We start from the raw sequence: 14,330 nt of genomic DNA, 5'->3' as shown, positions 1-14,330 counted from the left end.
ACAACGGACAAGCCAGGGAACGGAAGGTTCCCTGGCTTGCTACACCCTTCTGCCGATGAACAATCAGGAGCAGTCGGTTGAGGTGGTAACCACCGTGGGCGTTGCCCCAGCACCAACGGAACTGGTGGCCGCCGTATACACCACGTTGCATTGAGCAGAGTTGCCGGCCGAGGTAGGCCAGAACGTCGCTGTGGTCCCGGCGGCACTCACACCAAAATTGGTGGTGTCCTGGAGCATGGTGGAGATGCTGCCCGCCGTGGGATAGCCATAAGCCAGAGCCACCGTGCCGTTGGTGCCGGCTCCGGGGACGGAAATGGTGCCGCTGGTCCCCGTCTGGACAGGCGTGCTTACCAGCGCCTTGCTGTAGGCCAGCGCCGATGCGGCTTGCAGAGAACCGGAAATACCCTGCAACACGCTGCGCCGCGCGTCGTTCTGCAGATTTACAAAACGCGGAATGGCAAAAGCGGCGAGAATGCCGAGAATGACGATAACCACGATAAGCTCGATCAGGGTGAAGCCCTGTTCACTGGAATCTTTTTGCATGACATCTCCTATGGAGTCTGCTCTGTAACTTCTTTGGTGACAAAGCATAACAGGAATCCATGGTACTAAATTTCCGGAACGGGAGTCAATATACAGCAACCATTTTTAATGGATGATTGTTAACGATCCGGCTATTGTTTGACCATCCTCACCATATCCCACATGGGCAGGTAGATGCCGGCAGCGAGGATGAAAACCAGACCACCCATGATCACCACCATGATCGGTTCGATGCGCGCAGCAAGGCTGTCCACCTTTTTTTCCACCTCGCGCTCATAATAATCCGCCACCTCGCCCATCATGCTATCCAGCGCGCCCGTTTCCTCGCCGACGCGCAGCATTTGCAGAACCAAAGGCGGAAAGAGTCCGGTGGCGGTGGCGCTCATGTGCAGACCTTCACCGCGGAGAAGAGCCTTGGGGAGCGCGGCCAGGCGATCCTCTATGAAACGATTGTGTACCGCGCCAATGACCAGTTCCATACCCTTGAGAATAGGGACACCGGCGATGGCGACCAATTGCAAGGTTCTGCCGAAGCGCGCCATGGCGTCTTCCAGGATCAGCGCGCCGAAAATAGGGGTACGCAACAAGAAACGGTCCCAGAGCCAACGTCCGTGCGGTTGGCGAAGAAAGAGGCGAAAACCGTAAATGGCGGTAAAGGCGATAATGAGGATCAGCCACCACCAGGCCACCGTAAAATTGCTGAAGGCGATGAGCATACGGGTAAAAATAGGCAGGGTGATATGGGCGCTGGCGAAGAGTTTGGCGAAGGCCGGGATGACCATGATGTTGAGAATAACCATGGCGACAGCCAAAGCGATGGCCACAAAAAACGGATAACGAAAAGCCTGGCGAATGCGGGCGAGGGTGATGTCCTCGCGTTCGAGATAGCCGGACAACTGCAGCAGCACCGTATCGAGATTGCCCGTCGTCTCACCGACTTCCACCAGACGGAGATACAGAGGCTGAAAGACTTTAGGGTAAGCCGCCAGTGCGACGGAGAGCGGCTGACCATCGCCTAGCGTATGCTGCACCTGTATGAGTATTTCGCCGAGGCGAGTCTGCGGGCCATAAGTGCTGATCAGTCCTTCTATGGCATTGAGCACCGGGATGCCGGCGTGCAGCAGGGCATAAAGCTGGCGGGTAAAGAGGACGATATCGGCGCGGCTGATGGGGCGTCGGTTGAGCCGGGTCCACAACTGTTCGATACGAACGCCCTCGCGGAGCTCTTCCACACTGACGGGGATAAGCTGGTTATTGCGCAGGGCCTGCGCGACCATCGTACCTTCTCCGGCATCCATGATGCCCTCGCGGAGCTGTCCGTGATCATCGCGGGCACGATAGCGGAAACGCGCCATCAGTCCTCCGCCGCGTCGCTGGTCACCCGCGCCATTTCTGCCAGGGTGGTAATCCCCTCCCAAACCAGGCGCATGGCCTCTTCGCGTAATAAAGTGAACTGTTGTTGCCGGTTCGCGGCCTCAAGAAGTGCTGCGCGGCTATTGCCGAGAATGGCCGCGCGGAGTAATGGATCCATGCGAATCAGTTCGAAAACCGGTTGACGACCGCGATACCCGGTGAAATTGCAGGTGTTGCACCCTTTCCCGCAGAAAAAGGTGACGAAATCGGGAGGCACGCCGAGACGGTCGGCAAAAGCCGCGCGCTCTGCGGGGCTGACCTCCTTGTCCTCGGTCTTGCAGGACGGGCAGATACGACGCACCAGGCGTTGCGCCATCACCCCGAGCACCGCCGACCCGATCAGAAAAGATTCCACCTCGAGTTCCTGCAGCCGCGGAAAGGCGCCCACCGCGTCGTTGGTGTGGAGCGTGGCCAGCACTAGGTGACCGGTCAGAGCGGCGCGCGCGGCGATTTCCGCCGTTTCATGGTCGCGGATCTCGCCCACCATGATGACATCCGGATCCTGGCGCAGGATGGTGCGGAGCACCCGCGCAAAATCGAGCCCGATACGGGGATGCACCTGCACTTGGCTGATGCCCTGGAGATGGTATTCCACGGGGTCTTCCACGGTGAAAATTTTGCGTTCGATCGTGTTGATTTCATTCAGTGCCGCATACAGCGTCGTCGATTTGCCTGACCCGGTAGGGCCGGTTACCAGGAACAATCCGTGCGGACGGTGCATGATGTTTTGCAGGCTGATCTCAATGTTGCGGGGCATCCCGAGCTCATTAAAATGCAGTAATGCGGTTTGCTGGTCCAGCAGGCGCAGGACCACGCTTTCCCCGTCCTGGACGGGCATGGTGGCCATGCGCACATCATAGGCTTTGCCCTCCAGTTCGAGATGCATTCGCCCATCCTGAGGGAGGCGACGTTCGGCGATATCGAGATTAGCCATCACTTTGAGTTTGGACGCGATCAGCGGCATTAAACGGCCGTCCACGCGCAGATGCTCACGCAGGACGCCGTCCACGCGCAGCCGCACCCGCAGACCCGATTCTTCCGGTTCAAAATGGATGTCAGAGGCCCGCAGACGCGCGGCATCCGTAAAAACGGCGTTGAGCAGGCGCACGATGGGCGCATCTTCAGCGCTGCTCTCCAGGATCGGGGGCGGAGCCGAAGTGGTCACGGTATCGCCCAGCGCCTCGCGCAATTCGGCACTTTTGCTGACCGCGCCATAAAGCTGAGGGAGAATATGCAGCAACTGGGACTCGGAGATGAGGGCCATTTCCACAGGTTTGCCCATGGCCCGGGAAATGGCATCCAGAGCCGGCAAATCGGTGGGGTCGGCCATGCCTACCACGTAGTGGTTGCCCCGGTCCTGTACGGGTATGGCACGGTAGCGTCGCGCCAGCGATTCAGGAAGCCGCAACACCAACTGCGGATCTAACGCCTGCTGCGATAAATCGATGCGTTCCAGATGGAGTTGACTAGCCAGAAAAGTCAGTAGACTTTCTTCGGTCACCAAGTGTTGGGCAATCAGTTCTTGCCCGAGCTTGCGCCCGCTTCTCCGCTGCTGGATGAGGGTCATATCCAACTGCTCGGCAGTAATGATGCCGTTCTGGATCAGCAGATCACCCAGACGGATTTTTTGTAAACGAGAAGCCATAGCCTGATTGCCCTCCAAAGACTTCCAGCCAACATAAGAAACATGCCGCCCATACACCCCACTGGGTGATTCGCCGTATTCTATGGCCCTTTTACTATGTTTCTCCGCTCACGACATGATCCAGCCACTGGCTCGAGACTCTTTCCAGCAGGCGATTTTGACCTTGTCGTGCGGTGAGGTTATCGAGGTCCACCCAGGCCAGGGGCTGATCCTGCTGCGCGCAGGAGAACACCGCCTTGGTGCGCTGCCCCGTCTCCGGGTCGATCTGCCATTGCAAACACTGGGCGCATACCCCTTTGAGCATGCACTGCATGGGGCTGCCCACCGTCGCGGTAGCCTCCAGATCCGCCCGGAAATAGGGCTGTAACTCCGCCTTCAGCGCCTTTTGAAAACCCTTGAGCAGGCCGGTGGAACCCATGACCATCAGACGATCCACGCTGTTCAGCGCTATCCCCGCATCGCCCTGCGTGGATTGTCCGGGCAATGCCCCGGCCCCATAGGCGCACAGCAGAGCCACCATGTCGCTGGCTTCCACACTGAGATCCTGCGGCCGATGGGGAGCGATCAAGGGGCCGCTGCCCGTACACCAGATGATCTGATCCGCCGCCGCTTCCAGTTCCGCCTGGTTATCCAGTTCACTGGCTTTCGCCAGGGCCGCCACATAGAGCACGCGGTTGCCCGCCGCCCGCAAGGCCGGGCCGATATCCAGCATCACCGCCGCACCCCAGCGTCCGGCGACCACCAGAATCGTCTTACCCGTGGGGATGTCCGTGGGGGCCCCGGTCGGCCCCATGAGAATAAGGGAATCGCCCGGCTGCAAGCGGCCCACCAGGCGCGGCCCGGTGCCCCACTGCAGAATCAAAAGACGCACCGCGTCCCCTTCCACCCCCGCACCACTGACGGTCAGCACCGGAATCTGCAAACGGGTGCCCTCTTCGATCCCGCTATGGGACTCATACGTCTGCAAGCGGAAAAACTGCCCTGGCCGGAAATTGCGGGCCGCCAGCGGGGCCTCCACCCACAGCTCGGTAACGGCGGGATTGCTGCGATCGATACGCAATACCCGCATGCTCAGCACCTGCTGCAGGCGTTGCTGAAAACGCCGCAGGTCAAAATCGCCGGCCGCCGCCAAGGTCCCCAAACCGTGCATGACCTGCGGATACGTCGCCTTGGCCGAAGCAATGGCCTTGACCACGCTGCCATGAAACACCGGATGCGTATCCCCAATAAAACTGATCCGATGCCCGCTGCCGTCGCCATAGGACGTAAAGGGACCGGCCTCCGGTGCCTTGCAATGTTCAGCCACCTGCACCGCCTGCAACGGCCCGTTATCGTGGGCCACATGGGTCTGGAAATGGTCCCCATCCAATTGGAAAGTCCCCGGATATTCCCGTTCGTAGATGGTATTGGGGACGGTGCCGGCGGCGATAAAGACGGCACGGGCGGGCAGCCGCAGATCCTGATCACTGGCCAGCCAGCGCCCTTCCACTTCGCGCATCCGGCGGAAGACCATGTGCGCGATATGCCCATGGCTGTCCAGTTCGGCCCGCAGTGGATCGAGACCCTCGCCATAGTACAGGCCTTCTTCCATGGCCTTGATGAGTTCCTCATGGTTGCGCGTATAGGCGGGCGACTGCCGCATGCCTTTGCGATACGCCAGGGTCACGCCGCCCCAGGACTGGATCAGCGGCACGAAATTGGGTGCCTCACCCGCGCAGGCAGCCCGCTCCCGCTCCGCCCGCACCGCCCGGCCATGGGTCAGGAACTCTTCCAGAATCTCCGCATCCTCGGCAGCCAGCCCGGCACGGAGCTTTTCTTCCCCGGAGCGCGCCGCCATCGCTTCGTAGCGCGCCAAGACCTTCTCCACCTGCCGCACATAGTAGGCCTGCACCTCGGTCGCCGTATCCACCGCCGTCAGACCACCGCCAATCACCACCGCCGGCAGACGCACCTGCAGATTGGCGAGACTGGATTGCTTGCCCGCCCCGGTCAGCTGCAAGGCCATCAGGAAATCACTGGCCTGGCGCATCCCGCGCGCCAGGCTCTCGCCCATGGGCACCACCCGCGGCAAGCCCGCGCCCGTGGCAATACAGACATGATCGAAACCCAACTCCCAGGCATTCTCCAGGGTGATGGTGCCGCCCAGCCGCACACCACCGAAAATCTGAAAATTCGGGCGCCGCGCCAGGGTCAGATAAATCAGTTTGAGGAAATTCTTGTCCCAACGGACGGTAATGCCATATTCGGCCACCCCGCCGAATCCCAGCAGGATCCGCTCATCGAGGTCCTCCTGGAGACTGCTCCAGTCGCGAATGGGCTGCTCCAGCCATGGCTGGGGCAGCGGTTCGATTTTCAGGCCGTCTATCCCCACGACCGCACAGCCCTCCTGTAACAGATGATGGGCCATGGTGAAACCCGCCGGCCCCATACCCGCCACCAGCACCTTCCGCCCGTTGTAGGGCTGCGCCAGATATTGCGTGTGCCGCAACGGATTCCAGCGGGTGAGCAGATCGTAAATCTCGACCCCCCAGGGCAGATTCAGCACGTCCGTGAGGATCCGGGTCTCCACCTGCGGGATATTCACCGGGTCCTGCTTCTGGTAGACACAGGCCTTCATACAGTCGTTGCAGATGCGGTGTCCGGTGGCGGGGACCATGGGGTTGTCCACCATCGCCATGGCGAGCGCGGCAATGTTGAGACCATCGCGCTTGAGGAGCTGCATTTCCGAGATCTTTTCTTCCAGGGGGCAGCCGGTCAGGGTCACACCCAGCGGGTCCACCTTGAGACCCAGTTCCGGCACCCCTTTCTTCTCCGGAAACCCTTTGGAGCAGAAATCCCCCTCATGATCATGGCAATACAGACAATAATGCACTTCGTTCTGGACCCCGCGCGGGTCCATCCGCTGATCCGTGAGATGAAAACTGTCACGGCGCCGCAAGGTGCCTTGCGGCGCGACAAAGGGCGCGCCCTGGAGATCATCGCGCCGCTGCAGCGGCACCAGGGCTTCGTGATCCACGCGCTGCGGCAGACGGAAACTCGACCAACCCGGCACCGCCAGAGCGGCCTGTGGGTCGCTGAGGATAAGGGCACACCACTGCGTCAAACGGTGAATGGCCGCGGCATGCGCCACTTCATCCTTGAGCCATTCTTCGCCCAGCCGGGCAATCGCCCATTCGCGATCCTCCCGCGGCCAGCATCGCTGCTGGATTTGTGCATCCAGCCAGTGATCGAGATCAGCAAAGGATTCGGAAAACTCGCCCCGGTAACGGCGCGCGCGGCGCAGCACGAAATGCTTCTTGAAATCCATGACGACATCATGGCTGCGGGTCCGGGCCTGCAACTCCGCCACCTCCGACTCCACACAAAAAAGCCGGGCGATAAACCGCTCAAGATGCGGCGCAAGACATAACAAAAACTCACTCTGGGCCTTATCGGCAGGCTGAGCGCCTGCCGCACGGTAGATCCGCAAATTTTCCGCCAGGGTTTTGTCCTTTTCCGCCAGGGATCGAAGAAATTCTCCATCCAGACGCACAAGACCTTCAGCAGTAAAAAGTTCTTTATATTCAAAATTAAATTGGTTAAGCACCATGATCTCCAGAGGCATACCGGCAACTACACTGCGGCCAGCTTTCATCAAACTGTCATATTTTGCTGGCAATATAGGGTTATGTCACCTTTTCAGGATGGCCCTATGGCCCATTACCGCAGCATATTTTTATCGGACGTCCATCTCGGCACCCGCGGCTGTCAGGCGGAGAGCCTTTTGGACTTTCTTCGCCACAACTCCTGCCAGCAGCTCTATCTGGTCGGCGACATCATCGATCTGTGGCGCCTCAAAGTGCGCTGGTACTGGCCTCGCAACCATAATACGGTGGTCCAGAAGGTGCTCCGTCTGGCCCGCTCCGGGGTAATAGTACGTTATGTCTGCGGCAATCACGATCCCGTCTACGAGTTACTCTCCGACTACGTGCAAAACCAGGGCAACGCCCTTGCCCTTGGCGACATTGCCATCCTCCGGGAAGCAGTGCATGAGACCGCCGATGGCAAAAAGCTCTGGGTCATCCATGGTGATCAGTTCGATGCCGCCATGCGTTACGCCACCTGGCTCATTCGTCTGGGCGATCATGGCTATACCCTGTTGCTCTGGAGCAACCGGCTGCTGCAAAGTGCGTTCCGGCGCCTGGGCCTGCGCCGTCACTGGTCCCTGAGCGCTTACATCAAATACCGAGTAAAAAAAGCGGTGCAGTTTATCAACGACTACGAACACCTGCTGGCCGAAGAAACCTCACGCCGCGGTTACGCCGGCGTGATCTGCGGCCATATCCACCATGCCGAGCAAAAAACTATTGACGGCGTCCTCTATTACAACGACGGCGACTGGGTCGAGAGCTGTACCGCGCTGGTCGAACATACCGACGGGCGCATGGAAATCATCCATTGGCCCATACCCCCCCTGCGTTTTGATCAGCATATTGCCGCGTAATCAGATATCGAGTCGCGATACGAAACGTGCATTATCCTCAATAAAGCGGCGACGCGGTTCCACGGCATCGCCCATGAGCATGGAAAAGACCTCGTCGGCAGCGATGGAGTCTTCCACATCCACCCGCACCAGACGCCGGTTTTCGGCGTTCATGGTGGTCTCCCAAAGCTGTTCCGGATTCATTTCACCCAGACCTTTGTAACGCTGAATCTCGATACCCCGACGGGCGTCAGCCATAAGCCAGTCCATAGCCGCACGGAAACGGCTGACGGTAATCCCTCGCTCGCCGCGTTCCATCCGCGCGCCGGCACGGATATTACCTTCAATCACCCGCGCATAGTCCGCCAGATGCCGATATTCACCACCGGCAAAGAAATCCTGATCAAAGAAACGTAGTTCCTGACTGCCGTGATGTTCGCGGCGAACCACCAGGCGCAAGGCTTCTGCTTCGCCCACCCGCTCCACCGTATAATGTTCGGCGGGCAGAGCGTTGAGCTCCAATGCCGCGCGGAGCCGTCGCGCGAAATCGTCCCAGGCGGCGCTATCCGCCGACTCCGTAACAACAGGCGGCAACGTGGCCAGCGCCCAAAGCAGGGTACCGGGATAGCGCCGCTCCAAGCGCTGCACCAAAGCCTCGATATTCTGGTATTGACGCATCATGCCGGCCAGTTGCTCCTCAGTTACCGGCTCAGCATCCGCCGCAGGACGGAACTGGGCGCTCTGCATAGCAATTTCGCGCAGGTAGGCGGCCAATTCGATGTCGTCCTTGATATAGCGCTCATCCTTGCCTTTCTTGACCTTGTAGAGAGGTGGCTGGGCGATATAAATATGGCCGCGCGCCACCAGTTCGGGCATCTGCCGGTAGAAGAAGGTCAGCAGCAAGGTACGGATATGGCTGCCGTCGACATCCGCATCGGTCATGATGATGACGCGGTGATAACGCAACTTGGCCACATCAAAATCCCCAGCGCCAATACCGGTGCCCAAGGCCGTAATGAGGGTACCGATCTCATCCGACGAAAGCATTTTATCAAAACGCGCCCGTTCCACATTGAGGATTTTACCCTTCAAGGGCAGGATAGCCTGATGCCGACGATCACGGCCCTGTTTGGCGGAGCCGCCGGCGGAATCGCCCTCCACCAGATAAATTTCGCACTTGGCTGGATCTTTCTCCTGGCAGTCGGCCAGTTTGCCGGGGAGGTTGGCGATATCCAGCGCACCCTTGCGGCGAGTCAGTTCCCGTGCCCGGCGAGCGGCTTCCCGCGCCCGTGCCGCTTCGACAATTTTGGCGGCAATCGCCTGCGCCTCTTTGGGGTGCTCATCCAAAAATATCGTCAGCGCCTCGGACATGGAAGACTCCACGATCGGCTTGACCTCGCTGGAAACCAGCTTTTCCTTGGTCTGCGAAGAAAATTTGGGATCTGGTACCTTAACGGAAAGCACCGCTGTCAGGCCTTCACGCGTATCTTCGCCGCTCACCACCACCTTAGCCTTGGCGATGATGCCCTCCCGTTCCATATATTGATTCAGAGTACGGGTCAGCGCGCCGCGAAAGCCCGCCAGATGTGTGCCCCCATCGGTTTGGGGAATATTGTTGGTGAAGCAGAGCACCGCCTCGCTATAGCCTTCATTCCATTGCAGGGCGGCTTCAACGACAATGCCGTCGCGCTCGCCGCTAAGGGTGATCACCGTGGGATGAATGGCGGTTTTGCTGCGGTTGAGATGCTCCACAAAGGCGCGGATACCACCTTCGTAATGGAAAATTTCTTCCCGTCCGCCCCGTTCATCCAGCAGGGTGATGTGCACGCCGGAATTGAGAAAAGCCAGTTCTCGCAATCGCTTAGCGATGATTTCGAAGTGGAAATGCGTATCGGCAAAAACCTGAGGCGAGGGTTTGAAGCGGATGGTACTGCCATGCTTGCGTGACGCCTCACCGCGGGCAACGGGTGCCTGGGGTTCGCCATCATGATATTCCTGGGTCCAGACATAGCCATCGCGGAATATGCGCAACTGGAGCGTTTCTGAAAGGGCGTTCACTACCGAGACGCCGACTCCGTGCAGACCGCCGGAAACCTTGTAGGCATTGTCATTAAATTTACCACCGGCATGCAGTACGGTCATGATGACTTCGACAGCAGACCGCCCCTCTTCGGCGTGAATGTCGACAGGAATGCCGCGACCGTTATCGCTGACGCTGACCGATTCATCATCATGGATGGTAACAACGATGGCGTCGCAATAACCGCCGAGCGCCTCGTCGATGGCGTTGTCCACCACCTCAAAAACCATGTGGTGCAGACCGCTGCCATCATCGGTATCACCGATATACATGCCAGGGCGTTTGCGTACTGCTTCCAGCCCTTTCAATACCTGGATACTGGTAGAATCGTATATTCCCGTCATGATGCTGTTTCCTTCTCAAGCTGGCCTGCCGCCAGACAAAAATGACCACCACGACTCACCGCCGCCGGAATCTGCCCGGCCGCGGTGACAGCGGCAAAGACCTGCACACCCAGCAGATCAAGTTCTTTCACCCACCAATCTCGCGCCGAAGCATCGAGCTCCGCCGCAAAATCGTCAATCAGTATGGTCGGCAGGGGTAAGCCTGCCTGCTTCAGGATTTTCACCTGCGCCAGGCGATAGGCCAGACCCAGTACCCGCAACTGGCCGCGCGAAAGAATATCCAGTGCCACTTTGCCGCGCACCCGAAACACCAGATTGGCACGGTGCGGGCCGCTGTGGGTGTAACCCATTTCACGATCCTGTTCCTGATCCCGCAGCAGGCAATCACCCAGCGCCAAGCCCTCTTTCCAGCCACTGTGCAGATGCAGGCTAAGTCCGGAAAGTGATCCGGACCAGCGTTCCCAGAGGGTGGCAACTTCGGGCTGCACCGTGGCCAGATGCGCTTGCCGACGCTGCTGGATTTCTTCACCGGCGGCAATGACGCCGTCATCCCAGGGTTGCTGACCATAACCGCTTTTCAGCCAGGCGTTACGCTGTTGCAAAGCCCGCCGGTACTGGCGAAACACCGTGCCATAGTAGTGATCCGCGTAATAAATGCCCCAATCCAGTACACGTCGGCGGTCTTCCGCCGTTCCCGCAACAAAATGGCTATTGTCATCGTGCAGACTTTGCAGTGGCAGAATGTCGAGCAGCATCCAGGCTGAAGTGAGCGATTCGCCATCATAGCGTATTTCCCGCGTCTCGCCACGTCGACGCAGGGCGAGAAAATGATCGGGCAGGTGGGCGCTGACCAAATATTCGTTGTCATCCTCCCGCTGCACATGGCGGTGATTGCGTCGCCAGCTTTGCCCCGTGCCGAGGATATGGATAGCCTCCAGCACGGAGCTTTTTCCCGCACCATTGGCGCCGATCAACCAGTTCCACTGCTGATCCGCTTTCAGATCCAGGGTTTTTATGCAACGCACCGATTGGATGTGCAGAGCCTCCAGGGGCATCTCAGAGGCGGACAGGCATAATGATATACAGGGGGTTATCTCCATCTACCGGAGTAAAAACAGCGCTGCTGTCGCTATCCTTGACGCGCATCCGCAAATTTTCCTGGGCGAATATCTGGGTGGTATCCGTGAGATAACGACTGTTGAAAGCGATATCTAGAGTATCATTCTGGTACTCAACAGGGATTTGGATCTCGCCTTCCTCCTGTTCCTCATTGCAACTGCGCAGGGTCATCTGGTTGTTGCTGAGGTGTAGATGGGTGGTCGGATTACGGTCGCTCACCAGGACATCGCTTTGTTGCAGGGCGCTTTTGAAGGTCTGGCGGTCGAGTATGGCGAAACGAGGATGTCCTTGAGGAATCACTCGCCGGTAATCGGGATATTTGGCGTCGATGAGTTTGCAGGCGAATTGTTGCATGCCATCGTTGAGTAGGAAACTGGTGTCCGATATTTCCAATGCGATATCGCCATCATCGAGAATCCGCAGTAGTTCGAGAACGGCTTTGCGCGGCAGAATGGCCTGGTAGCTTCCGCTTTCCAGATTGTTGGCAAAAGGCAGGGTCATCATGGCCAGGCGATGACCGTCTGTGGCTACGAGACGCAGTTCCTGGCCTTCGACCTCGATGAGGACACCGTTCAGAAAGAGCCGCGCATCATTCTGTGCCATGGTGTTGGCGGTGACGGCAAGCGCTTCGCGAAAGGCTTTGGCATTGCAGTTACCCTGACAACGACTGCTGTGAGTACTGAGATACGGGAATTGATCGGCGGGCAACACATGCAGGGTGAAGCGACTTTTAGCGGCTTTCAGGAGTAGCTTTTCCCCGTCCTTGTGAAATTCTATGGGTGTGTGTTCGGGTAAAGCGCGGCAAATGTCATAGAGCTTGCGGGCCGGCACAGCACAGGTGCCAGGAGCGTTTACTGGATGGTCCAAGTCGGCGGAAAGCTGTACTTCCAGGTCCGTGGCGACGAATCGGCAATGTTGCCCTGCGGCTTCGATGAGGACATGGGCGAGAATGGGTTGCACCGGTCGCCGGTCGGCAACATTTGCCATATTCGCCAGAATAGGCAGGAGATCTTCGCGATCTATGGTGATTTTCATCAGGGTTTGCTCCTTGAGTGCCAGGTCTGAAAGGGAATTGATCGGGCCGCTTTATATATATAATTTATATTTTTCCTTTTAATTATTTTTATTATTAATGGCCAGGTAGCTTGTGGAAAGGTGTTATAACTCATTACTCTTGATAGACTAATGGACTTTGACAAGTTGTCGGAAAGTTGTGGATAAGCCGGTATGCTTGGGGATAGAAAAGAGCCCTCTTTTTTATACAGAGTTGGCACATGGGTTATACAGGGCCTTATCCACAGCTTGTGCGCGTGCTGGATCATGCGCCAAGAATCCGTAGCAGATTGCGGTAATCTTCATCCATCTGGGTGTCTTCCTGACGTAATTTGTCGATCTGGCGGCAAGCGTGGAGGACGGTGGTGTGATCGCGGCCGCCGAAGGCCTCGCCGATTTCCGGCAGGCTATGGTTGGTAAGCTCCTTGGTCAGGCACATGGCTATCTGGCGCGGCCGGGCGATGTTGCGACTGCGCCGTTTGGACTGCATGTCGGAGCCGCGAATATGAAAATACTCGGCCACGACTTTCTGGATGTTGTCGAGGCTGACCATGCGCTTCTGCACGTCGATCAGGTCACGCAGGGCCTCCCGGGCGGTATCCAGGTTATAAGGCTTGTGGGTGAAGTTGACATGGGCGATGATCCGGCGCAGCGCCCCTTCCAGTTCGCGGACATGGGAGCGGATTTTCTCGGCGATGAAAAAAGCCACTTCTTCAGGCAGATCAATGCCGCTTTCTTCCGCTTTGCAGAGGACAATGGCCATGCGGGTTTCGAGATCATGGGGCTGGATGGCGACCGTCAGCCCCCAGCCGAAGCGCGATTGCAAGCGCTCTTCCAGGCGGTCCACCTCTTTGGGGTAGCGGTCGCAGGTGATAATAATCTGCCGACCGCCGTCAAAGAGGGCGTTGAAGGTGTGGAAAAACTCTTCCTGGGTACGATCCTTGCCCGCAAAAAACTGGATGTCGTCGATGAGCAGGGCATCCAGCTTGCGGTAGCGCTGCTTGAAGTCATTGATGGTGTTGTGTTGCAGAGAGCGCACCATGTCCATGATGAAGCCTTCGGAGGTAACGTAGAGCACCTTGGCATCGGCATCACGTTGGAGAATGGCATTTCCTACCGCTTGCATGAGATGCGTTTTGCCCAGCCCAACACCGCCATAGATATACAGAGGGTTGTAGGATTTTCCCGGATTTTTGGCGACCTGTAGGGCCGCCGCCACGGCCAACTGATTGGATTTGCCTGCGACGTAGGACTTGAAGGAAAAGCCCGGATTGAGCCGGTTGCCATTGCGAGGGTCGGTGATCGCAGTAGTGACTGGAGTAGCCGCCGCCGGGGCTAGGGCCGCCGTACCCTCGGTGCTGAGTTCCAGGCGAAGCATCATTCCGGGTGCAAGCTCGCCGAGTACCGTTTCCAGTAGGTCTATCAGCCTTTCCCGCACCCATTCCATGACGAAGGTATTGGGTGCGAAAAGGTGCAGCTCGTTACCATGCAACTCGCCACGAAGGGGGCGCAGCCAGGTATTGAACTGCTGGGCGGTGGTTTGTTCTTGCAACTGCACACACAGCGCCGCCCATAAGGCATCGCCGTTGCGCAGCGCGGATGGCGCTGGATGACTACTCATGCGTAACCTGGTCAGAGGGTCTAAAGGTGAACAGTGCCGTGCCCTCCGTC

General features: G+C 58.2%; 9 protein-coding genes. 1 reads left to right on the top strand and 8 read right to left on the bottom strand.

The annotated features are described in order from the left end of the window. Positions 1–63: 63 nt before the first annotated feature. The 4 genes from PJU76_RS00045 to PJU76_RS00030 all read right to left on the bottom strand — a co-directional run bounded on the left by PJU76_RS00045 (position 64) and on the right by PJU76_RS00030 (position 7,205). Complete coding sequence (locus PJU76_RS00045) at positions 64–543, bottom strand: prepilin-type N-terminal cleavage/methylation domain-containing protein (protein ID WP_271779946.1); 480 nt, start codon at positions 541–543, stop codon at positions 64–66. A 131-nt stretch (positions 544–674) separates the two neighbouring features. Next, a complete protein-coding gene (locus tag PJU76_RS00040; protein WP_271779945.1) occupies positions 675–1,898 on the bottom strand; it encodes a type II secretion system F family protein in 1,224 nt (407 codons plus the stop codon). Further along, positions 1,898–3,601 (bottom strand): GspE/PulE family protein, encoded by a 1,704-nt coding sequence (locus tag PJU76_RS00035; protein ID WP_271779944.1) that lies wholly within the window; start codon positions 3,599–3,601, stop codon positions 1,898–1,900. Before PJU76_RS00035 ends, PJU76_RS00040 begins: the two co-directional genes overlap by 1 nt. A gap of 94 nt (positions 3,602–3,695) precedes the next feature. Next, on the bottom strand, positions 3,696–7,205 hold the full coding sequence (locus PJU76_RS00030) for an FAD-dependent oxidoreductase (RefSeq protein WP_334212488.1): 3,510 nt from the start codon (positions 7,203–7,205) through the stop codon (positions 3,696–3,698). Positions 7,206–7,292: 87 nt separating this feature from the next. Here PJU76_RS00030 and PJU76_RS00025 point away from each other — a divergent pair, with 87 nt between their 5' ends. Beyond that, positions 7,293–8,084, top strand: a complete 792-nt coding sequence (locus tag PJU76_RS00025) for a UDP-2,3-diacylglucosamine diphosphatase (protein ID WP_226817455.1) — start codon at positions 7,293–7,295, stop codon at positions 8,082–8,084. Here PJU76_RS00025 and gyrB read toward each other — a convergent pair whose 3' ends face one another. The 4 genes from gyrB to dnaA form a co-directional block, all read right to left on the bottom strand. Beyond that, positions 8,085–10,487 carry a DNA topoisomerase (ATP-hydrolyzing) subunit B gene (gene gyrB / locus PJU76_RS00020; protein ID WP_271779942.1) on the bottom strand — a complete coding sequence of 801 codons (2,403 nt, stop codon included), beginning with the start codon at positions 10,485–10,487 and terminating at the stop codon, positions 8,085–8,087. Then, the gene (recF, locus tag PJU76_RS00015) at positions 10,484–11,542 is read right to left on the bottom strand and encodes a DNA replication/repair protein RecF (RefSeq protein ID WP_271779941.1); all 1,059 of its coding nucleotides are present in this window, start codon (positions 11,540–11,542) and stop codon (positions 10,484–10,486) included. The genes gyrB and recF overlap by 4 nt, the downstream gene beginning before the upstream one ends. 1 nt (position 11,543) lies before the next feature. Then, on the bottom strand, positions 11,544–12,641 hold the full coding sequence (gene dnaN, locus PJU76_RS00010; RefSeq protein ID WP_271779940.1) for a DNA polymerase III subunit beta: 1,098 nt from the start codon (positions 12,639–12,641) through the stop codon (positions 11,544–11,546). Positions 12,642–12,924: 283 nt separating this feature from the next. After that, on the bottom strand, positions 12,925–14,280 hold the full coding sequence (dnaA, locus tag PJU76_RS00005) for a chromosomal replication initiator protein DnaA (protein WP_271779939.1): 1,356 nt from the start codon (positions 14,278–14,280) through the stop codon (positions 12,925–12,927). Between the last annotated feature and the right edge of the window lie 50 nt (positions 14,281–14,330).

This window comes from Acidithiobacillus ferriphilus, assembly GCF_028215975.1.
Lineage (GTDB): Bacteria > Pseudomonadota > Gammaproteobacteria > Acidithiobacillales > Acidithiobacillaceae > Acidithiobacillus > Acidithiobacillus ferriphilus.
This window is presented reverse-complemented; position numbering and strand designations above follow the sequence as displayed.

What these genes read in the sequence shown, in the direction of transcription:
- dnaA (WP_271779939.1), bottom strand. Translation starts at nt 14,280, where the DNA reads ATGAGTAGTCATCCAGCGCCATCCGCGCTGCGCAACGGCGATGCCTTA.
- PJU76_RS00030 (WP_334212488.1), bottom strand. Translation starts at nt 7,205, where the DNA reads ATGCCTCTGGAGATCATGGTGCTTAACCAATTTAATTTTGAATATAAA.
- PJU76_RS00025 (WP_226817455.1), top strand. Translation starts at nt 7,293, where the DNA reads ATGGCCCATTACCGCAGCATATTTTTATCGGACGTCCATCTCGGCACC.
- dnaN (WP_271779940.1), bottom strand. Translation starts at nt 12,641, where the DNA reads ATGAAAATCACCATAGATCGCGAAGATCTCCTGCCTATTCTGGCGAAT.
- PJU76_RS00045 (WP_271779946.1), bottom strand. Translation starts at nt 543, where the DNA reads ATGCAAAAAGATTCCAGTGAACAGGGCTTCACCCTGATCGAGCTTATC.
- gyrB (WP_271779942.1), bottom strand. Translation starts at nt 10,487, where the DNA reads ATGACGGGAATATACGATTCTACCAGTATCCAGGTATTGAAAGGGCTG.
- PJU76_RS00035 (WP_271779944.1), bottom strand. Translation starts at nt 3,601, where the DNA reads ATGGCTTCTCGTTTACAAAAAATCCGTCTGGGTGATCTGCTGATCCAG.
- recF (WP_271779941.1), bottom strand. Translation starts at nt 11,542, where the DNA reads ATGCCCCTGGAGGCTCTGCACATCCAATCGGTGCGTTGCATAAAAACC.
- PJU76_RS00040 (WP_271779945.1), bottom strand. Translation starts at nt 1,898, where the DNA reads ATGGCGCGTTTCCGCTATCGTGCCCGCGATGATCACGGACAGCTCCGC.